Origin of the sequence: Actinophytocola sp. (assembly GCF_036378875.1) — a bacterium.
In the GTDB taxonomy this organism is placed as follows: Bacteria; Actinomycetota; Actinomycetes; order Mycobacteriales; family Pseudonocardiaceae; genus Actinophytocola.
This window is the reverse complement of sequence record NZ_DASUVO010000086.1, coordinates 97,246-121,129: the sequence shown is the minus strand read 5'-3', so window position 1 is coordinate 121,129 and position 23,884 is coordinate 97,246. Positions and strand designations below refer to the sequence as shown.

General features: G+C 69.2%; 18 protein-coding genes. 13 read left to right on the top strand and 5 right to left on the bottom strand.

Annotated features, from left to right (window positions below; genetic code table 11):
- Positions 1-58 precede the first annotated feature (58 nt).
- The 10 genes from VF106_RS25110 to VF106_RS25065 all read left to right on the top strand — a co-directional run bounded on the left by VF106_RS25110 (position 59) and on the right by VF106_RS25065 (position 9,386).
- Positions 59-832 (top strand): tyrosine-protein phosphatase, encoded by a 774-nt coding sequence (locus tag VF106_RS25110; RefSeq protein ID WP_330842277.1) that lies wholly within the window; start codon positions 59-61, stop codon positions 830-832.
- 427 nt (positions 833-1,259) lie between these two features.
- Positions 1,260-1,958 carry an SDR family NAD(P)-dependent oxidoreductase gene (locus VF106_RS25105; RefSeq protein WP_330842276.1) on the top strand — a complete coding sequence of 233 codons (699 nt, stop codon included), beginning with the start codon at positions 1,260-1,262 and terminating at the stop codon, positions 1,956-1,958.
- Positions 1,959-1,992: 34 nt separating this feature from the next.
- Complete coding sequence (locus VF106_RS25100; protein ID WP_330842275.1) at positions 1,993-2,850, top strand: LLM class F420-dependent oxidoreductase; 858 nt, start codon at positions 1,993-1,995, stop codon at positions 2,848-2,850.
- An 80-nt stretch (positions 2,851-2,930) separates the two neighbouring features.
- A complete protein-coding gene (locus VF106_RS25095) occupies positions 2,931-3,155 on the top strand; it encodes a hypothetical protein (protein ID WP_330842274.1) in 225 nt (74 codons plus the stop codon).
- A 66-nt stretch (positions 3,156-3,221) separates the two neighbouring features.
- On the top strand, positions 3,222-4,148 hold the full coding sequence (locus VF106_RS25090; RefSeq protein ID WP_330842273.1) for an ABC transporter ATP-binding protein: 927 nt from the start codon (positions 3,222-3,224) through the stop codon (positions 4,146-4,148).
- Positions 4,135-4,989 (top strand): hypothetical protein, encoded by an 855-nt coding sequence (locus tag VF106_RS25085; RefSeq protein ID WP_330842272.1) that lies wholly within the window; start codon positions 4,135-4,137, stop codon positions 4,987-4,989. Before VF106_RS25090 ends, VF106_RS25085 begins: the two co-directional genes overlap by 14 nt.
- A 115-nt stretch (positions 4,990-5,104) precedes the next feature.
- Positions 5,105-6,016 carry an ABC transporter ATP-binding protein gene (locus VF106_RS25080; RefSeq protein ID WP_330842271.1) on the top strand — a complete coding sequence of 304 codons (912 nt, stop codon included), beginning with the start codon at positions 5,105-5,107 and terminating at the stop codon, positions 6,014-6,016.
- Entirely contained in the window at positions 6,013-6,726 is a 714-nt protein-coding gene (locus VF106_RS25075) for an ABC transporter permease (protein ID WP_330842270.1), read from the top strand. Before VF106_RS25080 ends, VF106_RS25075 begins: the two co-directional genes overlap by 4 nt.
- A 165-nt stretch (positions 6,727-6,891) precedes the next feature.
- Positions 6,892-8,052, top strand: coding sequence for a ThiF family adenylyltransferase (locus VF106_RS25070; RefSeq protein WP_330842269.1), 1,161 nt, complete (start codon positions 6,892-6,894; stop codon positions 8,050-8,052).
- A gap of 131 nt (positions 8,053-8,183) precedes the next feature.
- Positions 8,184-9,386: an MFS transporter gene (locus VF106_RS25065; protein ID WP_330842268.1), complete on the top strand. Its 1,203-nt coding sequence runs from the start codon at positions 8,184-8,186 to the stop codon at positions 9,384-9,386.
- Positions 9,387-9,401: 15 nt separating this feature from the next.
- Here VF106_RS25065 and VF106_RS25060 read toward each other — a convergent pair whose 3' ends face one another.
- From VF106_RS25060 to VF106_RS25050, 3 genes are all read right to left on the bottom strand, one after another.
- A complete protein-coding gene (locus VF106_RS25060; protein WP_330842267.1) occupies positions 9,402-10,514 on the bottom strand; it encodes an MBL fold metallo-hydrolase in 1,113 nt (370 codons plus the stop codon).
- A gap of 783 nt (positions 10,515-11,297) precedes the next feature.
- A complete protein-coding gene (locus tag VF106_RS25055) occupies positions 11,298-12,674 on the bottom strand; it encodes a carboxyl transferase domain-containing protein (protein ID WP_330842266.1) in 1,377 nt (458 codons plus the stop codon).
- 614 nt (positions 12,675-13,288) lie between these two features.
- Complete coding sequence (locus VF106_RS25050; protein WP_330842265.1) at positions 13,289-14,713, bottom strand: acyl-CoA synthetase; 1,425 nt, start codon at positions 14,711-14,713, stop codon at positions 13,289-13,291.
- Positions 14,714-14,935: 222 nt separating this feature from the next.
- On the opposite strand from VF106_RS25050, the gene VF106_RS25045 reads away from it, so the two are divergent.
- Positions 14,936-15,643 (top strand): FadR/GntR family transcriptional regulator, encoded by a 708-nt coding sequence (locus VF106_RS25045; protein WP_330842264.1) that lies wholly within the window; start codon positions 14,936-14,938, stop codon positions 15,641-15,643.
- Between the two features lie 756 nt (positions 15,644-16,399).
- Positions 16,400-16,882, top strand: coding sequence for an anthrone oxygenase family protein (locus tag VF106_RS25040; RefSeq protein ID WP_330842263.1), 483 nt, complete (start codon positions 16,400-16,402; stop codon positions 16,880-16,882).
- Here VF106_RS25040 and VF106_RS25035 read toward each other — a convergent pair.
- Together VF106_RS25035 and VF106_RS25030 are read right to left on the bottom strand one after the other, a co-directional pair.
- A complete protein-coding gene (locus tag VF106_RS25035; RefSeq protein ID WP_330842262.1) occupies positions 16,879-20,496 on the bottom strand; it encodes an nSTAND1 domain-containing NTPase in 3,618 nt (1,205 codons plus the stop codon). The genes VF106_RS25040 and VF106_RS25035 overlap by 4 nt on opposite strands.
- Positions 20,497-20,625: 129 nt before the next feature.
- Positions 20,626-21,732: a cytochrome P450 gene (locus tag VF106_RS25030; RefSeq protein ID WP_330842261.1), complete on the bottom strand. Its 1,107-nt coding sequence runs from the start codon at positions 21,730-21,732 to the stop codon at positions 20,626-20,628.
- Between the two features lie 92 nt (positions 21,733-21,824).
- On the opposite strand from VF106_RS25030, the gene VF106_RS25025 reads away from it, so the two are divergent.
- Positions 21,825-23,327, top strand: a complete 1,503-nt coding sequence (locus VF106_RS25025; protein ID WP_330842260.1) for a sugar ABC transporter ATP-binding protein — start codon at positions 21,825-21,827, stop codon at positions 23,325-23,327.
- Positions 23,328-23,884: the final 557 nt, after the last annotated feature.

Here is a 23,884-nt window from a genome sequence, read left to right as displayed (position 1 = left end):
CGCCACGGTGGCCAACCTCTCACACGCCACGCGGGGGCAGCAATGATGTTATGTCCGTGTGCGCTGGATCGAACTAGAGAACGCAGTCAATGTCCGAGACCTGGGCGGCTTACCCGCGGCCGGGGGAAAGCGGACGCGGCATGGGCAGCTGGTCCGCTCCGACAACCTGCAGGACCTGTCCCCGAAGGACGTCACCCGCCTGGTCGACGAGGTGGGCGTCACGACGGTGATCGACCTGCGAAGCATGGACGAGGTGGTGAAGGAGGGGCCAGACCCTCTGAAAGCGCTTGCCTCGGTGGAACGCCTCCACTTCTCCCTGATCCCGGAGGCCGGCGAAATGACCGACGTGGCCAAGGCCGCGCTGGCGATCAACCGAGAGCGCGCGATCAAGCGCGACCCGGACGACGTGGCGGGCGCCTTCTACCTCGGCTACCTTGACGACCGCCCGGACAGCGTGGTGCAGGCACTGCGAGCGATGTCGAACGCCCAGGGCGCGGCGCTGGTCCACTGCGCGGCGGGCAAGGACCGAACGGGCGTGGTGGTGGCGCTGGCCCTGTCCGCGGTAGGCGTCACCCGCGATGAGGTCATCGCCGACTACGCGGCCTCCGGCGAACGCATCGAACAGATCCTGGACCGCCTACGGTCGTCCCCCACCTACGCGGCGGACATCGACAACATCCCGGCCGACGAACACGCCCCACGCGCGGAGATCATGGAAAGGTTCCTGATCCGCCTGGACACCGACTTCGGCGGCCCACTCGGCTGGCTGGCCAAGCACGACTTCACCGACCGAGACGTCGAACTGCTGGAAGCAAAACTGCTGGAACGCTGACCGGCGGCCGGCGCGGGCGCGACCGGGACTGTGCTGCGGCAACGGCCGACCCGACCTGGCCAACTGGTCCGGCGGTTGAGCGACTCGGCCCGGGAGTGGTTCAGTGGCTGATCCACTCATCTACTGAACCACTTCCGCCCGCAAACCAGCTCCAGAACTTTTCACCGCCGAGGACACGACGACTGGTCAAGTGGCTCATCCACTCATCCACTCATCCACTCATCCACTCATCCACTCGTCCACCAGACCACTAACTGGCTCATCCACTGATCCACTCAGCCACCAGACCACTAACTGGCTCATCCACTCATCCACCTAGCCACTCAGTGGCTCAGCCACTCACCCTGCTGCTCTTCGCGGACTCGGCCTTGCCGGCGACGCGGGCCAGTTGGTGGCTGATCACCGCTCCGAGTGGAAGGCTGGGGCGGTGAGTGGATCAGTGGGTCAGCCAGGGACGGAGAAGCGGTCGGTGCTCGTCACCGGCGGTGCTGGTGGCCTGGGCGGCGCCGTGAGCAGGGCGTTCGTCGAGGCGGGATGGCGGACGGTGGTGCCGTACCGGTCCAAGCCGCCGGAGGGGGTGCACGCCGTCAGGGCCGATCTGGCCGACCCGACGTCGGTCGCGGAGGTCGCGGCGATGGCTGCCGGGGTGCCCGAGGCGCCGCTGAAGGCGGTCGTGAACCTGGTCGGTGGGTTCGCCATGGGAGGCCGGGTGCACGAGACGCCGGTCGACGAGTTCGAGGCCCAGTTCCGGACCAACCTGCGGCCGACCTACCTCGTCTGCGCGGCCACCCTGCCGCACCTCATCGCGGCCGGGGGCGGGTCGGTCGTGTGCCTGTCGTCGCGGGCGGCGTTGCGGCCGTTCTCCGGGGCGGCGGGCTACATCACGTCCAAGGCGGCCGTTCTCGCGCTGGTGGACGCGCTCGCCGTCGAGTACCGGCAGGACGGTGTGCGGGTGAACGCGGTTGTGCCCGGCGTGATCGACACGCCCGCCAACCGGGAAAGCATGCCCAGCGCGGACCGTACCGACTGGGTGTCGCCTGCCGACATCGCGAAAACCATCGTTTTCCTGGCCGGCGACGAGTCAAGCACGATCAGCGGCGCGCACATCCCGGTCGACAGGGCTTGAGCTGGAGCGCACTCCAGCTCATACCCTGGCCACCGTGAAAATCGGAGTGCACCAGATTGCGTTCACCGTCCCTGGGGGCGCCGCGGCTATCGCGCCCGAGCTGGTTCGACTCGCGACGGCCGTCGAGGAAGCCGGGGTGACCCACCTGTCGGTGATGGATCACTACTTCCAGATGGAACAGATCCTGCCGGCCACCGACCCGATGCTCGAGGGTTACACGACCCTCGGGTTCCTCGCCGCCCACACGAGCACCGCCCGGCTCCGCCTGCTCGTCACCGGCGTCAGCTACCGCCATCCCGGCCTGCTCGCCAAGATAGTGTCCACATTGGACATCCTGTCCGGCGGACGGGCCGAGCTCGGCATCGGCGCGGCCTGGTACGAGCGTGAGCACCGCGGCCTCGGTGTTCCGTTCCCGCCGACGGCCGAGCGGTTCGAGCGGCTGGAGGAGACCCTCCAGATCTGCCTCCAGATGTGGGACCAGAGCAACGACGGACCGTACGAGGGCAAGCACTACCAGCTGGCCGAGACCCTCTGCCACCCGGCGCCGATCTCGAAGCCGCCCATCCTCATCGGTGGCGGCGGGGAGAAGAAGACGCTGCGGCTCGTCGCCCAGTACGCCGACGCCTGCAACCTGTTCGGCAACACGCCGGACGAGGTGGCACACAAGCTGAACGTGCTGCGCCGCCACTGTGACGACGTTGGCCGCGACTACGACGCCATCGAGAAGACCGCCAACCACAGCGGCCCGATCACGGACACCTTCGTCGACGACATGGCCGCCTACGCCAAGCTCGGCATCGAGACGATGATCGTCATGCCGCCGGGTGACGCACCGGCGAAGTTCGTGTCGGAAACCATCGCTCCCCTGGTGCCGAGGCTCGCGGAGCTGTGAATGGTAGGGCCGGCCGGGGACACGGCCGGCCCTACCGAAACCCCCGTGCGCGCGGGGCGGATCGGCTACCGTCCCCCGGCATGGCTGTGAAGAGTTGTACGGCGTGCGGCAACGAGGAGCTGGAACCGGGCTTCATGTCCGACGAGGGCGCGCACCCCGGCTTCGGCCGGTGGATCCGCGGCGAGCTGCAGACCGGCATCTTCGGCGGCGCGAAGGTGTACAACAAGGAGCTCTTCGAGGTGTCTGCCTACCGCTGCACCCGGTGCTTCCACCTGGAGCTGTACGCCGAGAAGCCCGGGTACTGAACCTCAGGGTCAGCTCAGGGTTGTGACCGGATGTCAAGGGTTCCGGCACCCCTTACATTCCGTTGTGTGCCACTCATCGAGACCACCGCGCTGGAGAAGCGCTACGACAACAAGGTGACCGCGCTCGCGGACCTCACCGTGGCCATCGAGCCCGGGGTGGTGGGCCTGGTCGGGGTGAACGGGGCCGGCAAGAGCACGCTCATCAAGCTCGCACTGGGGTTGCTCGCGCCGACCGCGGGCCAGATCCGTGTCCTGGGACTGGACCCGATCACCGACGGTGACCGGGTCCGCGCTCGTGTCGGTTACATGCCCGAGCACGACTGCCTGCCACCCGACATGATCGCGGCCGAGTTCGTCACGCACATGGCCCGCGTGAGCGGCCTGCCACGGGCGATGGCGCGGGAACGAGCGTCCGAGACACTGCGCCATGTCGGCCTGTACGAGGAGCGGTACCGCCGGATCGGCGGCTACTCCACTGGCATGAAGCAGCGGGTCAAGCTCGCGCAGGCGCTCGTGCACGATCCCGAGCTGCTCCTGCTCGACGAGCCGACCAACGGCCTCGACCCGGCCGGCCGCCGCGCCATGCTGGACCTCGTGCACCGCATCGGCACCGAGTTCGGCATCTCGGTCGTCGTCTGCTCGCACCTGCTGGGTGAGATCGAACGCATCTGCACGTCGCTGGTGGCGATCGACGCCGGTCGGCTGCTGCGTTCCGCGACGCTCGACTCGATGACCCAGGCCCGTGACGTGCTGATGGTCGAGGTGGACGAGAACGCGGAGGCACTGACCGCCGCGCTGGCCGAGCAGGGCCTGGAAGTTCGCCAGGACAAGCGGGCGCTGTTGGTGCGCATGGACGACGAGGACGTCTACGACCGCATCCGCGACACGGTCGCGGATCTCGACCTGTCCCTGCACCGGCTGGAGCGCCAGCGCCACCAGGTGGCCGACCTGTTCCGCGACGTTCCCGAGGGGGTCGACCGTGTCCACGCCTAACACCGGGGTCATCCACGACATCGGTTACCAGCGCTACGAAGGCCCTCGGCTCGGCCGGGGCTACTCCATGCGCGCGCTCTACGTCCACACTGTCCGGTCCGCCTACGGGCTCGGCCGCAGCGCGTGGGCAAAGCTGCTTCCGTTCACAGTGCTGGGTTTCGCGAGCCTGGCGTCGCTGATCCTGGTGGTGATCAACACTCAGCTGCCGACCCAGGTGATCGACTACGTGGGCATCGCGTCCACGTTCACCTACGCCGCGATCGTGTTCGTCGCGGTGGTGGCGCCGGAGATCGTCTCGGTGGACCTGCGGAGCAACCTGATCCAGCTGTACCTGTCGCGGCCGCTGCGCAGGCGGGACTACGCGCTGACGAAGCTCGCCGCGCTCGCGACCGCCACGTTCGCGTTGTTCGCCGTCCCGATGCTGATCATGTTCCTGGGCATGGCGTTCAACACGGACGACGGGATCACCGGCGTGTTCGGCGAACTGGGGGGCCTGGTCCAGGGTCTGGTCGCCGGCGTGATCCACGCGGCGTTGCTGTCCGCGCTGGCCCTGCCGCTCGCATCGCTGTCCGGCCGCCGGGTGTTCGCCTCCGGAATGATCATCGCGGTGTTCCTGTTGACCACACCGGTTTCCGCCGCGCTGCAGGCGTTCGGCAACGACCTCGGTGGGTTGTTGGACCCGTCGAGCCTGCTGAACGGCGTCGACCAGTGGCTGTTCGGCCCGGGCATCGGCATCGTCCAGATCGGCGAGTACGGCCCGGTGTACGCCATCGTCGCCGCCGGCTTGATCGCGCTGGGCACCGCACTTTCCGTCCTGCGCTACAAGAAGGTGAAATCGTGAGCGGAGCTTGCGGAGCGAACCATCGATATTCAGGACTCCTCCGAGCCCGCGGAGGGCGCCGGAGGAGCGGAGCCTGCGGAGCGTTCCAGCGCCACGCAGCGGGTGAGGGGGAGTCGTGAGCAACATCGAGTTGACCGGCGTTTCCCGTTGGTACGGCAATGTCGTCGCGGTCAACGACGTCACGCTGACGATCGGTCCCGGCCTCACCGGCCTGCTCGGCCCGAACGGCGCGGGCAAGACGACGGTTCTACACCTGATGGCCGGGCTGCTGGCGCCGTCGCAGGGCGAGGTCACGGTCGGCGGTGAGCCGGCGTGGCGCAACCCGAACATGTACCGGAAGCTCGGCCTGGTCACCGAACGCGAGAGCGTGCCGGGTTTCCTGACCGCGTGGGAGTTCGTGCTGGCCAGCGCCAAGCTGCACAAGCTGCCGAACCCCGAGGACGCCGCCCGCCGCGCCCTGTCCATAGTGGAGCTGGAGGACGCGCAGAACCGGCGCATTTCCACATACTCCAAGGGCATGCGGCAGCGCAGCCGGGTGGCGGCGGCCCTGGTGCACGACCCGACGGTGCTGCTGCTTGACGAACCGTTCAACGGCATGGACCCGCGCCAGCGCCTGCACATGATGGCGTTGCTGAACAGGATGGCCGACGAGGGCAGGACGATCCTGTTCAGCTCGCACATCCTCGAAGAGGTCGAGCAGCTGTCGGGCACGGTGCAGGTGATCGTGTCCGGCCGCCTTGCCGCGTCCGGCGACTACCGGCACATCCGCCGGCTGATGACCAACCGCCCGCACCAGTTCACCATCTCCTCGTCCGACGACCGTCTGCTCGCGACAGTGCTCATGGGACGCGCGTCGGTGTCCGGGGTGAGCCTTGAGCCGACCGGCGTGCTGGTGCAGGCCAACGACTACGGCACGTTCACCCGGGAGCTGGCGAAGCTGGCCCGCGAGCACAAGATCCGACTGACGCAGATCCTGCCTTCCGACGAGTCGCTCGAGAAGGTCTTCTCCTACCTGGTGGCGACATGAACCTGACGATCATGAGCCTGACCGCGCGGGCCATGCTCGGCCGCAAGCGCGTGCTGATGCTCCTCCCGATGCCGATCATCCTCATCGGACTGACGCTGATCGGCGTGACATCCGGCACCGACGACGCCGACTGGGGTCCGGTGGTGTTCTCGAACCTCGGGCTGAGCGTGATCCTGCCGCTGACCGCGCTCATCATCGGCAGCAGCGCGCTGGGCCTGGAGATCGACGACGGCACCATCACCCACGTGCTGACGAAACCGTTGCCCCGCAGCGAGATCGTACTGTCCAAACTGGCCGTGGCCTGGGCGGTGACCACAGTGGCGACGGGTGTCCCACTGGCCGCCGCCGCGTTGATCGCGGGTTCCGGCTCGCTCGCGGTTGGCCTGGTGGTCGGCGCCGCGATCGGCGGACTCGCCTACAGCGCGTTGTTCCTCGCACTGTCGGTCGCGACGAAGCGCCCGGTGGCGGTGGGCCTGATCTACGTGGTGCTGTGGGAGAACATCCTCGTCAGCTTCGTCAGCGGGGCGCGGGTGTTCAGCGTCCGTCAACACGCGACGGCCATCGCCGACTCGATCGGCAACACCCAGCTCATCTCCGGCTCGGTCTCGGTGAGCACGGCCCTGATCATGTCCGTGCTGTTCATCGCGGCCGGCACCTTCGCCGCGACGCAGCGCCTGCGGTCGTTCGCGCTGACTGGCGAGGCCAACTGACCCTCCTTGACAGACACGGAACGCTCTGTTTAGCTCACTGAGAGTAAGGATGTAGAGCCAATGCGTGAATAGTGTCGGCGCTTCGCTACACGGCGGGAGGCGGCCGTGGTGTCGGGAGAATCGGCGTTGCTCGAGTGGCGAATGCCGCGGGTCAAACCAGAGCACATGCCAGTCCGAGCCGCCGGCAACCGTATTCGCATTGGCGGCGCCAGTCATGGAATCGCCGCGGAGATAAGGGATCCGACCGGTGCCATCTGGACACTGCTGGCCTGTCTCGACGGCCGCCGCCCCGTCGCCGACATCGTTGCCGAGGTCTGCCGGCGTCATCCCGACCTGACGCCGGCAGGCGTGCAGGAAGGGCTGGCGCAGCTCATCGACGCCGGTCATGTCGAGGACGCGGCGGCGCCGGAGCCGGCCGAGCTGTCAGACCGGGAAAAGGTACGTTACGAGCGAAGCCGACAATTCTACCGTTGGGTCGATCTGACACCGCGATCAACGGGATGGCACGCGCAGATCAAGCTCCGAAACGCACGCGTGGTGATTGTCGGACTTGGCGGCACAGGCGGAAACGCCGCACTCGCACTCGCCGCGAGCGGAGTCGGGCACCTGCATTGCGTGGACTGCGACACGGTCGCACTGTCGAACCTGAACCGGCAGATTCTCTATACGGAGAAGGACATCGGGCGGCGCAAGGTCGACGCGGCCACCGACCGTCTCCGTGAGCTCAACTCGGACATCAGGATCACCGCCGAGCACAAGCGGATCCGCGGTGTCGACGACTTCCTCCCGCTGGTGCGGGAACGCGACCTGCTGGTGCTGTGCGCCGACAGACCCGACGAGATCAGGACGTGGGCCAACCGCGCCTGCCTCGCGACCGGGACGACGTGGGTGGACAGTGGTTATCACGGTCCACGAGCGGCGGTCGGCGTGTACGTGCCGAACCGAGGCCCCTGCTACGAGTGCGTGTGGCTGGCGGAGTTCGACCGGCTCCGGCAACTGGGAATCGACCGGCCCTACAGCACGGCCCGGGTCGGCGGCAACGCGGTCGCGGCGCCATCGGCGGGCCTGTGCGGACACCTCGCCTCGTACGCCGCGATCGCCGTCCTGACCGGAATCTCACCCGTGTCCCCTGGCCAGATCCACGGCGTGAACCTCGTCGTCCCCGACAGCCAGTACGTCATAGCCGACCCCCGCCGACCGGACTGTCCCGCCTGCGCCAAGCCAACGGGTTCAACGAACGGCCGACAGCACGGAAAGGAGGTGGCACCTGGTGACGATCGAGATCCGCAGGCTGAGCAAGGACGAAACAAAGACCGTGACGAATGATGGCGGCTGACCATCACGCGCCCGGTGCGGGCGGCACCGCCCACCCGCACCGGACCGGCCAAACAGCCACCCCGACGAGTTCCGAATCGACGCCACCCGCACCGACAACCGAACCCTTCGCCGAGGGCAGGATGACCGGTGATGAGCCGTTGTGGCGGCGGGTGTTGCCGTTGCGGCTGTCCGCTGGCATGTCCTCGACGGCGGACGGCATGGTCAAGTCCGCGGCGCCGGTGCTGGCCGCGTCGCTGACCTCCGATCCGCGTGCGGTCGCCACTGTCACCATGGCCGCGCTGGCGGCGTGGTTCACGGGTCTGCTGTCCGGCGCGCTGACCGATCGCCTTTCCCGGCGCACAGTCCTCATCTGGACCGACGTCGTGCGTGCGAGCTGCCTCGTCGTGTTCACCGTGCTGACCGTCACCGATCGAGCCGGTGTCGCGATCGTCGCGATCGTCGCGTTTCTCATGACGTCGGGGACCGCGTTCTACGACGCGTCAGGGCAGGCCATCCTGCCTCGGCTCGTCGGCAGGGAGGTCGCGACGCTCAGCCGTCAGAACGGTCGGCTGCACATGGTGGAGACGACCGGCCGGTCGCTGGTGGGCATTCCGCTGGGGCCCGCGACGTTCGCCTCCGCGGCGGCGCTGCCCTTCGCGCTCGCGGCGATCCTGCACACCGGTGCGGCGCAGGCGGTTCGCCGTCTACCGCGCGCCGCGGGCGAGCCCGACGTCACGCACCGACGGTCGTTGCGCAGGGAGATCTGGGCGGGACTGGTCTACCTGGTCCGGGACCGGTCGATGCTGGCGATGTCGCTGTACACCGGTGCGCTCAACTTCGCCGATGCCGTGGCGATGGCGGTGTTCGTGCTGTTCGCCAGGGTGGAGCTGGGCGTTTCCGATGCCGCGTACGGGTTGCTGCTCCTCGGACTGGCCGTCGGCAACGTACTCGGGGGCGGGCTGGCCGGGTGGTTGGCCCGGTGCCACTGGGCCGCGATCATGCTGACGAGCGCGGTCGTGCACGCGTTGGGCTGGGCCGTGATCGTCCTCGTGGGCTCACCGTGGCTGGCCGGGGCGATGCTCCTGTTCATGGGCGTCGGGCAGACGGTGGTGACGGTGAGCATCGTGTCCACGCGGCAGGCGATGGTGCCCGACCATCTCCTCGGTCGGGTGATCGCCGGTTTTCGTGTGGTGGGCAACGGTTCCGCCGTGCTCGGCGCGGCCACGGGCGGGTTCGTCGCGGCGGCGTTCGGACTGTCCGCGGCTCCGTGGACCGCGGCGGGGGTCCTGATCGTCACGGCGTTGCCGCTGCTCTGGATCGTCGTTCGTCGCCACGGGACATAGCCGCGGCCAGAGGCCTCAGGCGACGGCGCGCCACCAGCCGTCGGGTGCCGGCGCTTCGTCGACGTCAAGTGCCTGACCCGGCTTCGGCACGGCGATCCGGATGTCGTCGCCGTCCTTGAGCAACCGTTCGATCGGCTCCGACCAGGAGTGCATGGCGAGGTTGAACGTGGCCCAGTGCACCGGCACGAGCAGTTCGCCCCGCACGGCGCGGTGGGTCGCGACACCTTCCTCCGGCGTCATGTGGATGTCGGGCCAGTACGGCGAGTACGCACCGATCTGGACGAGCGTGACGTCGAACGGCCCGTGCTCGGCGCCGATCCGCTGGTAGCCGGCGAAGTAGCCGGAGTCGCCCGTGTAGAAGACGCGCCGGTCCTTGCCGGCGAGGACCCACGACGCCCAGAGCGTGCCGTTGCCGCCGGGGCGCAGGCGGCCGGAGAAGTGGCGAGCGGCCGTGGCGACGACCTCGACGCCGTCGAACGTGGCCCGCTCCTCCCAGTCCAGCTCGACGATGTTCGCCTCCGGCACCCGCCACCGCTCGAGGTGCGCCCCGACCCCGAGCGGCACGACGAACTTCAGCGACGGCTGTCGCGCGGCGAGCCGCCGGATGGTCGTCATGTCGAGGTGGTCGTAGTGGTCGTGGGAGATCACCACGGCGTCGAGCTCGGGCAGGTCGTCCAGCGCCCACGGCACCGGGTGCAGCCGCTTCGGACCGAACACGGGCGACGGCGACACCCGATCGCTCCACACCGGATCAAAAAGAAAGCGCTTACGTTCCACCTCGACGAGTACGGTGGCATGCCCCAGCCAGGACACCCGCACCCCCTCTACGTCCGTAGAGAAGTCCGGCGTCCCGATCAGCGGCACAGGCCGGGTCGGACGCCGCACCTCCTTGCCGAACACGAGGTCACGCAGGACACCGGACGATGGCGCGCCGACCACAGCGGACTCGGTGTTGTGGAACGCGCCGTCCCGGAAGTGCGGCGACCGGCGCATCCGCTCGAGCCGAGCGCCCTTCGGCTGGCCCCCGATCGCCGTGGGCACCTGCCACCCGGCGCCCACGAGCGCGCCGGCCCCGACCAATGCGCCAAGGGGCGCCAGCAGCGCCGACCGGCGCAGAAGATCTCTCATCACAACCCCCATAGTGCCCCCGCTTTCCTGAGAAAAACGCGCCGCCAGCTGAGAACTCCCTGACTTCCGCGAGTCCACCCGGGACGCGACCGTGCGCCGGTGGTTTCGCCACCGGCGCACGGCCCTTCTTCCCCCTCAACTCCAGCGCGCTCGGCTACGAGCGACCCTTCGCGCGCTGGAGGTCACACGGCGCCAGGCAGTCCTCGACGGTCACCCGGGGCTGGGGAAACCAGGCGTCACCGTGCCGGGTTCGACACCCTCGAGCATCACCACAGGTCAGGTGACAACACCAGCCGCCGTCGTCGGGCCGGCGTCCGAGTTCGATCATGGCGTCCGCGCACTCCTCGGCCAGCTCCTCGACGATCTTCTGTCGTTCGAGGGCTGCGGCTCACTCGACCCCGCCGCAGAGGTGGATCCGTACCCCGCGTGCTCCTTCCCGGGCCGCGGCGGCATGTTGCCGGGCGACGGCCGGGGCCGCCGGCGGGCGCGTTGCCGCCACCGCGCGGGCCGGGCCTTGGCCGGACCTCCCGCGCAGCGGCGCCCGGCTTGGCCTGCGCCTGTTTCGCGCGGTCCGGTGCCGTTCGGTCCTGGTCATCTGTGGCTCCCCTCTCGGTTGCACCACCTATGTTGGCGCTCCGACGGGGGTCGGCACGTCCCCTGGCGGGCGGCATCTCCCCTGCTTGTCAGAGCCTGGTTCCGGCACTGTGATACCGCCCTGAGGCGTAGCTTCCTCGGGTCGACGTACCTCGTGGGGATGACGTCACCTGGGTGATGGTCGCCGGGTCAGCCCTCCGCGATGCCGTCCACGACGCCCAGTTCGAGCAGGTCGTGCGGTCGCAGGCGCAGCTGACCGGCCAGGGCCGGCACATCGTCGGGTGCGCGCTTGAGGATGCCGGCCGCGAGCTCGGGGGCTATCACCGAGAAGTACGCGTTCGGGGCGATCCAGACGCGGTCGGTGGAGCAGAGCGCCAGCGCGCCGCCCGAACCACCCTCGCCGATGACGAGTGTTGTGACCGGGACGCGCGTGGCCGCGATGGTCGCGAACAGTTCGGCGAGCGCGGGCCCGACCCCCTCCCGTTCCGCGTCCGGATCCGACGCCGCACCGGGTGTGTCCACCAGTGTTAGGACCGGTATGCCCAGCCGGTCGGCGGTGCGGACCAGCCGCGTCGCCGCACGAAAGCCGGCCGGTCGGGTGGCGGTGCCGGTCTGGGCGGCGTAAGCGATCGCCCGATCGTCGCGCAGACCGAAGCCACACAACATGCCGTCTGCCGCACGACCGGCACGAAGCTCCCGGCGCGAGGCGAAGTAGTCGTCGAGGTAGGCGCCGGCACGAGGCCGCTCCGGCGACCGGGTCCGCAGCACAGCCGACCACCCGTCCGCGACCGGACTCAGGTCACCCAACGCCCGCGGCACGTCAGCCGCCGAAACTGGACTAGTGGCCAAGTGGCTCATCCACTCACCCACTAATCCACTCAACTCCCCCTCGCTCTCCACGATCTCGTCGACATACCCAGCGGCAAACTGGGCCTCCGCCGTGTAAGCGCTGTCATCAGCGGTAGCCACGGGCCGAGTCCGCCGACCCCCAAAGGCGACCTGGGCCCCACGCACCGCGAGCACGACGTCGGCGCCTGCCCCGAGCGAAGCCCAAACCCCACCGGTGGTGGGCTCCCGAAGCACGGCGATGTGCGGCAGCCCGCTTTCCCGCAGAAGGACGGCCTGGCGGGCGATGAGCTGGAGCTGCCGGAGAGCGGGCACCCCTTCCTGCATGCGAGTCCCGCCGGTGGCGATCAGAGAGACGACAGGCAACCGCTCGGCCCGAGCACGGGTAAAGGCGTCGACGATCCGCGCACCGGTGCCGGTCCCGACAGACCCCCCGAGAAACCCGAACTCAAACGCGACGAACACCGCCGCCCGCCCGCCGACAACCCCACGTCCACAAACAACGGACTCGTCGACCCCGGTCCGCTCAGCGGCCCGCTTGCGCGCGAGACCGTAACCGTCCCACCCAAGAGGCCCGTCGCCGTCGACAGCACCGAACCCACCCCGCCCCAACGAAAGCGCTGACGCACCCTGGCCGGCGGACGAGCGCCCAGCCGGAGCAGGAAACTCGGCAAACCCCGTAGCCACGGCAGCGAGAATCCCGCGAGCCCCGTCAACCACGACGTCCCCCTCGGCCAACCCCACCGCGACCACCCACCATGCCCGAACGCCAAGGCCACACGCCCACATCGCAGACCCCAAAACTGTCGGTGCCCACCGGTAGAATTGAAATCGGGGGACCCCCGGGGATACGAAAGGACCATTCGCTCGGGTTCACAGGTGCGGAGTTGTGGACAACCCGCTCGCCGACCGCAGCAATGTCGGTGCTCACCGCTAGGCTGGATATCGGGGGCCGGAGGCCGTGGTTTCGTGTGTCCGCCAGACCGTGGTTTCGTGTGTCCGCCAGACCGTGGTTTCGTATGTCCGCCAGACCGTGGTTTCGTATGTCCGCCAGACCGTGCGGAATACGCCGCCATCCAGCCTCTTGCCGCGGGCCGTTCCGCGTGACCTGCAGGCCGCCGTTCCCCGCCACTACCGCTTTCTTTTGTTCCTCGTCGCGCGCGGGTCGCGGTGCCGTGGGCTGGGCGGCGACGCCAGCGGTCCGCGCGAGCCGATCCAGATCGCGCATGCGGCTCGGCGGACCATCGTTTCGAGTCGGCCTGTTCCGGGCGATCGAGGAAGCACCGAGCAGGAGCCGAGCGCCGTCACGTGGTGGGGGTCGGCTGTCGAGGCGGTCAGCCATCCAGCGCTCGCTTCATGACCTTGCCCATCTCGTTGCGTGGCAAGGACTTCAGGAACCGCACCACTCTCGGACGCTTGTGTGGTGCGAGCAACCGGGCTACGTGGTCGGCCAGTTCCTCGGGTGTCGGCTCGTCGCCCGACGCCACGACCCACGCAACGATGCGTTCGCCCAGGTCGTCGTCCGGCTCGCCCGTTACCGCTGCCTCTGCCACCGCTGGGTGTTCCAGCAGTGCGTTCTCGATCTCGCCGGCACCGATCTTGTAGCCACCGCTCTTGATCAGGTCCGTGGCTCGGCGGCCGACGATTCGGACGTAGCCGTCGGGGTCGCGTACGGCCATGTCGCCGGTGCGGAACCAGCCGTCGCGCATGACCGACCTCGTCGCGTCCGGGCGGTTCAGGTAGCCCAGGAACAGGTTCTCACCGCTTACCTCGATCTCGCCGACGGTTTCGCCGTCCTGGGCTTCGATTGTCTCGCCGGCGTCGTCCACGAGTCGCAGCGACACGCCCGGCAGCGGCAGCCCCACCGCGCCTGGTCGCCGGTCGCCTGACGCGTGGACGCTGCAGTTCATCAGCGTTTCGGTCATGCCGTAACGCTCCACCACCCGCTGGCCCGTCGTGTCGGCAAGTTTCTGGTGGTCAGTGGCCGGCAGCGCCGCCGAGCCGGACACCAGTAGCCGCGCGCCGCCGATCGTCTTTGCCAGCGCCGGGTCGGCCGCGCAGTCCATCGCCAGGCGGTGGTACATGGTCGGGACGCCGAACATCATCGTCGCGCCCGCGTCCAGTGCCTCGCCGGCGGCCGTCGACGAGAACCGGCCGAGGTGCCACACCGTGCCGCCGCGGCGGAGAGGGCCAATCACACCGATGATCAAGCCGTGCACGTGGAACAGCGGCAACCCGTGCACGAGCACGTCGTCCGCGGTCCACTCCCACACCTCGGCGAGCGCGTCGAGGTTCGACGTCACCGCGCGGCGCGGCAGCACGACTCCCTTTGGCGGCCCCGTGGTGCCAGAGGTGTAGACGATGAATGCCGGTGTCTCCGGAGTGGGCTCGGGCGGGAGGACCGACGAACCCGGCGCGTCGAGCGGCACCGGCATCCGCGGCAGCGCGGCGAGGCCGGGTGGCAGGTCCGCGTCCGGGGCGGCGAGCAGCAGGTCCGGCGCGCTGTCGGCGACGATGTGCGCCAGCTCGCGTTCGCCGATCTTCGGGTTGACGGGCACCACCGGCACCCCCGCAACCAGCGCGCTCACCACCGCGACGCACGTCTCCATCGTCGGCGTCGCCCACACCGCGACCCGGGTGCGGCCACGGAGGTCACCCGCGAGCTGGCCGGCCAGGTTGGCCAGTTCCCGGTAGGTGAGCGTTTTCGCGCCGAAACGCAACGCTTCGCGATCGCTACCGGACACCAGTTCGGGAAACATGGCTCTCCTATCCCCAGCCGGGCCTCAATGGCGACTGTTGCCACCCACTATCGCCCCAGCGTCCCCGGGCGACTCGATCGATCCCCGATGCCCAAAAGTGGACTAGTGGTCTAGTGGATGAGTGGACTAGTGGATGAGCCACTTTTGCTCGCGGCGAGGGCGACTGTCAAGTGGGTGAGTGGTCTAGTGGCTGAGCCACTTTGGTGGCGGTAACGTGGCCGGATGACCGAAGCGCTCGGCCGGATGAACCGATCGAAGCTGTACGAGCAGGTGCTCGAACGCATCCGCGCGCACGTGGCCGAGAAGGATCTGGGCGCCGGCGACCGCCTCCCGTCGGAACGCGAGCTGGCGGACCGGCTTGGGGTGAGCAGGGCCTCGGTCAAGCAGGCGCTCGTGGTGTTGGAGGCCCAGGGTCTGATCGACATCCGGCATGGTGGCGGCGCGTACCTGACCACCAACAGGCTCGAGGCCGCGCCTGTCGAGGAACTCGTCGAGCGGCGGCGCCGGTTGCCGGAGGTACTCGAAGCGCGCGAGGCGATCGAGACCAAACTGGCCGAGCTGGCCGCTGAGCGCCGCACCAAGGACGACCTCGACGCCATCGACGACGCGCTCGCCTACATGGGCGCGGAGATCAAGCGCGGCGAACCGGGCATCGAGGGTGACCGCCGCTTCCACGAGGCCATCACCGCGGCGGCGCGGAGTGGGCTGCTCGCCGAGTTCATGCGCTCGATCGCCACGCAGATCGCGGAAAGCCGCAACGAGTCGCTCCGCCAACCCGGCCGACCGACGAGGTCGCTGACGCAGCACCACAAGATCGCCCAGGCCATCCGCATGAGCGACCCCAAGGCCGCCGCGGCCGCGATGCGCCGGCACGTGCAGACGGTCAGCAAGGTCCGCCTCCTGAACTGGAACCCGAACGAGGAACCCTGAGCGGCACCGTAACGAGGGCCCGAGCGGGCAGCCTCACCCTTTCAGGACTCGCGGGCGAAGATCGCGTTCATGATCAACGCCAACGCAGATGGTTGCGTAGGCATCCCCAACCCATACCCGGAGGAGCTCGTCAACGTCTTGTTTCTCCGGGCGGGCGAGCTGGGTCGCACCGCCCGATGGTGGCTGATGTCTTGAGGGTGCCCTTGAGGACGCTGACCGCCCCGAAGGTGCCTTCAGGACATCCGCGGAACCGGCCTGAGGCAAGGGCGGTGGTGAAGGGAGCCCTCCTCACGCCGGGCGTTATGAAGGACGCTCGCACCGCCACCGACTCGAACCACCCGCGAAACGGGCACTGCCCGCCGTCAGCCCGCGAAACACCGCCCGGGTTCAACGCCCCGACATCACGTGAGCGGTTTCATGATCAACGCCAACACAGATGGTTGCGTAGGCATCCCCCACCCATACCCGGGGGGCCACCCCGAGGCCATCGTACCAACCGACACAGACAAAACCCCAGGTCGCGAGCCCCTGTGGACAACTTTCGGTGGCCAGTCCGAGCGAATGGGACACTCGTGCGCCTACCGACGTGGGCCGAGGGTTGAACTGGCCCGCCCAAGGGCGGCAATCCGGCGGCCCGGTGCGGATCGTCCGGGGAACATGCTCGGCCGTCCACCTCGTACATTTCGGCGTTCGCGGGCGGATCGGGCCGCGTAGCCTCACATTTCACCGAAACGGGATCGACGCCTGGAGCTGGCCTTGCTGACCCTGACCCTCATCGCCGCCTTCCTGAACCTCGTGTTGCTCGCCGCGGTGTTCGGTGTCTACTTCGCCTACTCGAACTCGGTCGTTCCCGGGCTCGATAAGGCCGATCCGGAAAAAGCCGTCGAGGCCATGCGGAAAATGAACGTCGCGATCATCAACCCTGCTTTTCTCACGATCTTCATCGGGCCGCTGATCACGAGTGCGGCGACCGGTTTCCTGCTGCTGGGGCTGGACGAGAACACCTCGGCCTACCTCACCCTCGCCGCGGCCGTCGTCTATCTCGTCGGCAGTCACGTCATCACCGGCCGGATCAACATTCCCCTCAACAACGCCCTCGAGAACAGCACCTCCACCGACTGGCGACAGCGCTGGGCCGACTTCTCCCCGCGTTGGCGGCGGTGGAACGCGGTGCGGACGGTGACAAGCGCCGTTTCCCTCCTGCTGTGCGGCATTGGCCTCTACATCTGGGGTAATTAGCGACAGGGCGGGGTATACGGCACGTCCGGCACGTGCGTGCGCCATTCCCGCTGTGTGATCGGGTCGCCGATGCTTGCGCAGATGTCCGCGATGACAGCGCTTTCATCCGTGTGCCACGTGCGCACGACCCGGTCGTCGCCCCCGGCCGCCAGCAGGTCCGCTGCCGGATGGAAAACCGCGGTGTTGAGCGGAGATCCCGCGTTCGCCAGCACGGCGGTACGCGTCGGACGCGTCGGATCACTGATGTCCCACAACGACACCGTGCCGTCGATGACGCTTGCCGCGAGCAGGTTTTCGTGCGGGTGGAAGGAAAGCTCGAGGATTCGCCCCGTCGCACCGGCGGCGGTGGCGCCGAGCCGGCGTGGCGCGGCGGGATCACGTACGTCCCAGATCTGCACGCCGCCGCTGGGACCGCCGGTGGCCAACAACGTGCCGTCGCGGCTGAACACCGCGTTGTTCGCCGCGTCGATCCTGGCCATCTGGCGGGGTGATTCCGGGTCGGCGACATCGAGCAGGTACACGTGACCGTCCGCGCTCGCGACCGCGAGATCACCGCCGGACGGCCGCCAACTCAGGTCGAGCACCGCCTCGCCCGGCACCGCGAACACCGAGGCGAGCCGAGCGCCGCCCGGGGTGAGCGCCCAGATGCGGACCGACGTGTCCTCACCACCTGCGGCGAGTGTCGTGCCGTCCGGGCTGAAGACGACCTTGTCGACCTTCCTCGCCTGACCGCCGAGAACGTCGATCCGGCGTGGCCGCACCGGATCCGCGAGGTCGTACAGCAGCACGTCACCGTCGAGCGTGCCGGCCGCGAGCAAGCGTCCGTCACGGGAGATGTCGCCCGCGCCGCTGAACGGTCCCGTCAATCCGCGGGTCAGGAGCACCGGGGCACCCAGGTCCGACGTGTCCCACACCGAGACGTCACCACCGGCGAACACGGCGAGCCGGGTGCCGTCCGCGCTGAACCGCGTGCCGCCGATCGACGCCGGCCCCCGGATGGGGGCCACGTTTCGCATGTCCCACCGGCGCACCGTCCCGTCGGACGTCACCGTGACGACCGCGCTCCCGTCCCCGGTGAACGTCGCGCCGTTGACGATCTCCGGGTGCGGCAGGCTCCGCACGACCGTCCACGTCGCCGTCTCCAGCAGGTAGATCGTCGAGTCCGTGCTCCCGGCGAGCAGGTACCGGCCATCGGGGCTGAGCGACGCCGTCGTGACGAGGAACTCGAACAGCCCGCCGAGCGGGCGGCCCGGTCGCGGCGGGGACGACGAGACGTCCCACAGCTTGATCGTGTCCTCCTCCGGCACCGTGGCGTCCTTCGGGGCCCGGACAGGCAGTTGCCCGTCCGGCGAGAACCACACCACCGGCGCCGGCCGGTCGGCCGACGGCAGTACCGCGACCTCGGCCGGCGGATCGGCGACCGACCACACGTGCACCGCGCCCGACTCGCTGCCGAACGCCAGGCGGTCGCCGGACGGCGAGTAGGCGACGGACCGAACCCGTGCGGGCGCGAGCAGGCTGGGCAGTTCACGTAGCCGCTTGGGTGTGTCAACGGCCCAACGCGCGACCTCGCCAGCCCTGGCGACCGCGATCTCCGTCCCCGACGGACTGACGGCGATGTCTTCTGGCGCGGCATCGCCGGATGCCAACGAGGCGAGAGGCCTGGGACCGGTGGGAGACGAGACGTCCCACAGCCTGACCTCGCCCCAGTCGTAGCCGACCGCGAGAATTCGTCCGCCCGGAAAGAATGTAAGCGCATTCACGCGTGAGTTCTCGCGGGTGGGCGGCACGGAGCCGAGACGGCTCATCGCTGCACCGGACCGCGCGAGCAGGAGGACCCAGCCGTTGCTGTCTCCCACCGCGACCACGCCTTCGGACGACGCGGCCAGTGCGGCCGACCCGCCACCGGGGTATCGGGCCGGAAGCGGCGTGGCCGAGGATTCGAGCAGCGCGGACCGCGCCTCGCTGGTCGGGGCGAGCCGGTACGCGGCGATCGAGAGCTGGGCCGCGACCGCCGGATCGGTGACCCGAACCTGCTGCGCGGTCGACGCGATCCGCTGGGACAGCATGACGTCGCGAGCGGCGACGGCGTCGCGCCGAGCCTCATCGGCCACCGTCGCGAACACGGCCGCCGCCACGACCGCCAACACCGAGGCCAGGACCAGCAGCCGCTGCCGCAGCGTGCGTCGTCGCGCCGCGTGCCTGGCCCGCTGGGCCTGCGTGTCGCTCTGCCCCAGGAAGTCCTTCTCCACGCGGTTGAGCCGCAGGATCCCCGCCAACGCGGATGTATGCGCTTTCATCAGGGTGAGTCGGGCGCCGGTCGCGAGCGCGGACGGATCCCGGTCGCTCTCGACCCAGATCCGCGCCGCCTCACTGATCTTGCGGTGAGCGCGGACCGCGTCGCGATGGTCGTCGATCCACGCACGTAACCGCGGCCACGCGGTGAGCATCGCGTCGTGCGCGATCTCGACCGTGCCGCTGTCGATGGTGACCAGCCGTGCGTCGGCGAGCCGGTCGAGCACCGCGCCCGCCCCGGGGTCGACGCTGACCACGTCGCCCAGGTCGACACGGCGCCGGGTGATCGTGTCGTCGATGGCGAGCAGGCGCAGCAGCACCTCGGCGGCGAGCTTCCGCCGCACCGGGTCGAGCGCGCCGTACACCTCCTCGGCGGTGCGCACCACCGCGCCGTCGATGCCACCGGCCGCCTCGAACCCCGCGAGCGTGAGCACCGCGCCGCGCCGTCGCCGCCAGGTCTCCAGCATCGCGTGCGAGAGCAGCGGCAACACCCCGGCCCGCCCCTTCGCTTCCTGCAACACGGTCGCGACCAGCGCCCGTTCCACGGACAGGCCGACCGCGGCGGCGGGTCGGGTCACCGCGTCACGCAGCTCGTCCGCGTCCATCGGCCCGACCAACATCTGGTTGGTGCGTAATGCGTCCGCGAGCGCGGGATGCTCGGCGAGGCGGCCGTAGTAGTCGGCCCGCACGCTCACCACCAGGCGCAGGTCGGACCGCGACAGCAGATCGTCGAGGAAGCGGACCCGGTCCGCCTCGGCGCACAGCGTGTACAGCTCCTCGAACTGGTCGACGATCAGCAACTCCGGGTCTTCCGGCGCCACCGGGCACGCGCCGGGAGTCATGATCACCGGACGGAGTTCGGCCAGTGCTGGCACCAGCCCGGCGGCAAGCAGCGACGTCTTTCCCGCGCCGGACGCGCCGAGCACCACCGTCACCGGAAACCGTCGCACCCGGTCGGCGAGTTCGGCCACCAGGCGCTCGCGCCCGAAGAACAGGTCTGCGTCCTCGCCGCGGAACCCCGCCATCCCCCGATAGGGCGCACGTTCGGGTGACGCCTGCCCGGCGGCGACCGCCCGCCACCGCGCTGCCCACTCGTGCTCGTCGCCGCCGCAGGCCACCGCGTACGCGACCGCGACGGCGAGCGTCGGCAGCCGCCGACCGCCTGCCGCGTCGGCCAGCGTCGACACCGAGAGACCGGTGCGGTCCGCCAGCGACCGGTAGGTCGGCCCGCCCGCGCGCTCACGTAACTCACGCAGCGTGACGGCGAATTCCTGTATCGCACCCTCAGCCGGATCAACCGGTCGTTCCGGACGCGGCATGGCCGCTCCCCCACTTTGTCCGCCCCCGTTGACGCTGTCGAACAACGTCGAACCACCGTAAACCTGACGTCAACCGAGGTGGGGAGGAACGAAGGGTGAATCCGATTTCACACGGGGGGAGACGGTCCACTAATCCCAGCGTACGAAGAGCGCCGGCGGTTTGCGGAACACCAGACCTGCTGGAGAGGGGGAGGCCGGCGCTGCCATCCGCAGCGCCGGAAAGCGGTCCAACAACCCGTTGACCGCGATTTCTGCCTCGGCGCGGGCCAGCCTCGCGCCGAGGCAGAAATGTGGCCCCAACGCGAACGCGAGATTGGCCCTCGCGTTGCGGCGTCGCACGTCGAAGATGTCCGGGTCGGGAAACACAGCCGGATCCCGGTTCGCGCCGGCTATCGACACCCGGACGAGGTCACCCGAGGCGATGTATGCGCTACCAATTTCGACGTCCCGGGTGGCGTACCGGTCAACCACCGCGGCCGCCGGCTCCAGTCGCAGCGACTCCTCGATAGCGCCGGGCAGCAGTGACCGGTCGGCCCGAACCTCGGCGAGCAGTGTGGGTCGCTCGAGCAGGTGCAACACCAGGTTCGCGATCATGCTTTCGGTGGTGTCGATGCCCCCGAACATCAACACGGCCGCGTTCGACACCACCTCGTCCGGGGTGAGCCCGTCCACGTGGAGGGAGACGCTCTCCCGCAGGGCACGAACCGCCGCCGCGCCCGCCGCGGTGGGTGGACGCCCGGCCGTCACCTCGGACACCGACTCGACGAGTGCCGCGTACCACGACCGCACCGCGTCGGCGTCCGGCTCGGCGAGCCCCAGCGCGGTGGCCATCACCGCCACTGCCAGCGGGCCGGCGAAGTCCGCCCGCACCTCGGCGTGGCCGGCCGGCGCCAGTCCGTCGAGCAGCCGTGTCACCGTGACCTCGACGACCCCGGCGAACCGGTCCCGGATCGGCGTCGGGCGGAACGGCGCCACGAACGGCTCGCGGTGCCGCGCGTGCTCCGTGCCGTCGAGCGACAGCATGCTTGGCCCGACGACCGTCGCCGTCGAGAACCGGGGATCGTCCACTGTGAACGTCTCGGCGTCCCGCATCACCTGCTGCGCCAACGAGTAACTGGTTACCAACCAGCCATCGAGAACCGGCACCCACGACACCGGTTCGATTGCCCGCAGCCGCGCGAGCGCCGGGTGCGGGTCGGCGGTCAGCTCGTCGATCGTGATGGGAAAGGGTGCCACGGATCGAGACTAAACGGGTGTCTTGACGGGCTCGCCGACGCTCGGCTAGGTTGCCTGAAACGTTTCACGGACGGTGCAGGCGGTGAGCGCTCGTGACGGCATTGGTGCCTCCGCTCTTGGAGTTGCGCGACGTCCACAAGTCGTTCGCCGCTGTGCGCGCGCTCCGTGGCGTCTCCATCGAGCTGCACGCCGGCGAGGTCCACGGCCTAGCCGGGGAGAACGGGGCGGGCAAGTCCACGGTCGTGCGGGTGATCGGCGGCGAGCACCGACCCGACGCGGGCGAGGTGCTGGTGGACGGGACCGCGGTCGAGTTCGCCGGCCCGCGTGAGGCACAGCAGCACGGCATCGCGGTGATCCACCAGGAGCCGACGCAGTTCCCCGACCTCACAGTCGCGGAGAACGTGTTCATGGGCCGGCAGCCACTGCGGTCGTTCCGCCGCATCGACCGCGCGACGATGAACCAGCGTGCCGCGGAGCTGTTCGACTCGCTCGGCGTGCCGATCGACCCCAACCGGGTCACCCGCGGGTTGTCCATCGCCGACCAGCAGATCATCGAGATCGGCAAGGCGCTGTCGGCGGACGCGCGGATCATCGTGATGGACGAGCCGACCGCCGCTCTGTCCACTGTGGAGGCGGAGCGGCTGTTCCGGGTGGCGTCGCGGCTGGCTGCCACGGGTGCGGCACTGCTGTTCATCTCGCACCGACTGGAGGAGATGTACGAGATCTGTCAACGGGTGACCGTGCTGCGGGACGGCTCGCTCGTGACGTCGGCGCCGATGTCGTCACTGAGCCGGGACGAACTCGTGCGCAGCATGGTCGGGCGGTCAGTCGAGCAGCTCTACCCGTCCCGCGACGACTCCGCGGGCGACGAGGCGCTGGCGGTGTCGGGGCTGACGCGGGCCGGGGTGTTCGCGGACGTGTCGTTCTCGGTGCGGCGCGGGGAGATCGTCGGGCTCGCCGGGCTGGTGGGCTCGGGCCGCTCGGAGGTCGCGCGGGCGATCTTCGGTGTCGACGCGGTCGACGCGGGCGAGGTCACGATCACCGGACGGCCTCTACCGCTCGGCAACCCCAGGGCGGCGATCGAGGCCGGGGTGGCCATGGTGCCGGAGGACCGGCGTGAGCAGGGGCTGATCCTCGACCTGTCGATCGAGCGGAACGCCACGCTGCCGCGGCTGGGGGCGGTGTCGCGGTGGGGTGTGATGAGCCGGTCGCGGGAGCGCGCGCAGGCGGCGCGGTGGGCGGACCGGTTGGGCGTGAAGCGGGCGCGGCTCGCCGACCCGGTGGCCACGCTGTCCGGCGGGAACCAGCAGAAGGTGGTGCTGGGCAAGTGGCTCGCCACGGAACCTGTCGTCCTGATCGTGGACGAGCCGACCAGAGGCATCGACATCGGCGCGAAGGTCGAGGTGCACGCGCTGCTGTCGGAGCTGGCAGCGTCGGGGATCGCGGTGCTGATGATCTCGTCGGAGCTGTCCGAGGTACTGGGCATGGCGGACCGGGTCCTGGTGATGCACGAGGGCCGACTCACGGCCGAACTGTCCAAAGAGGAAGCAACGGAAGAGACGGTGCTGCAGGCGGCGACGGGAGGCGGAAAGTGACGACTCCTTCCGCACGCGAGCACACGAAAGTCCCACTCATGCGCCCGGGGGCCCCCCGGTTTCAACTCTACCGGCCGGCACCGACACTTCTGGTCGCGCGAACGGCAACGGTGAACAGGTTCACCCGCCCAACCCGAGCGAAAGTCTTATTCAGTCTCGGTGCAGCGAGGGTTTGCCGGGTGTCGTCGCGGGCTCGTCAGGCGCTGCATGGCGAGACGCACTGTCCTGAAAGACGCCTTCACGGCATCACCCATGTCCTGAAAGACGCGCTCACGACACTTAACGACAGGAAAGCGTCCTTCAAGACACCGCCACAGACACGCCGCCGGGCGCTGCCCACTTCACCCGCAGCGTGCGCGGACAGCAAAGTCATCGGACTCAGGCACGCGAGCGCTTCCCGGGAATCGTCACCTTTGCGGGCTCGGCAGGCGCTGCATGGCGAGACGCACTGTCCTGAAAGACGCGTTCACGACACCACCCACGTCCTGAAAGACGCGCTCACGACACTCAACGACAGGAAAGCGTCCTTCAAGACACTGGCACAGACACAGCACCGG

What these genes read in the sequence shown, in the direction of transcription:
- VF106_RS25095 (WP_330842274.1), top strand. Translation starts at nt 2,931, where the DNA reads ATGGCTGTGAAGAGTTGTACGGCGTGCGGCAACGAGGAGCTGGAACCG.
- VF106_RS25075 (WP_330842270.1), top strand. Translation starts at nt 6,013, where the DNA reads ATGAACCTGACGATCATGAGCCTGACCGCGCGGGCCATGCTCGGCCGC.
- VF106_RS25070 (WP_330842269.1), top strand. Translation starts at nt 6,892, where the DNA reads ATGCCAGTCCGAGCCGCCGGCAACCGTATTCGCATTGGCGGCGCCAGT.
- VF106_RS25065 (WP_330842268.1), top strand. Translation starts at nt 8,184, where the DNA reads ATGACCGGTGATGAGCCGTTGTGGCGGCGGGTGTTGCCGTTGCGGCTG.
- VF106_RS25060 (WP_330842267.1), bottom strand. Translation starts at nt 10,514, where the DNA reads ATGAGAGATCTTCTGCGCCGGTCGGCGCTGCTGGCGCCCCTTGGCGCA.
- VF106_RS25050 (WP_330842265.1), bottom strand. Translation starts at nt 14,713, where the DNA reads ATGTTTCCCGAACTGGTGTCCGGTAGCGATCGCGAAGCGTTGCGTTTC.
- VF106_RS25045 (WP_330842264.1), top strand. Translation starts at nt 14,936, where the DNA reads ATGACCGAAGCGCTCGGCCGGATGAACCGATCGAAGCTGTACGAGCAG.
- VF106_RS25035 (WP_330842262.1), bottom strand. Translation starts at nt 20,496, where the DNA reads ATGCCGCGTCCGGAACGACCGGTTGATCCGGCTGAGGGTGCGATACAG.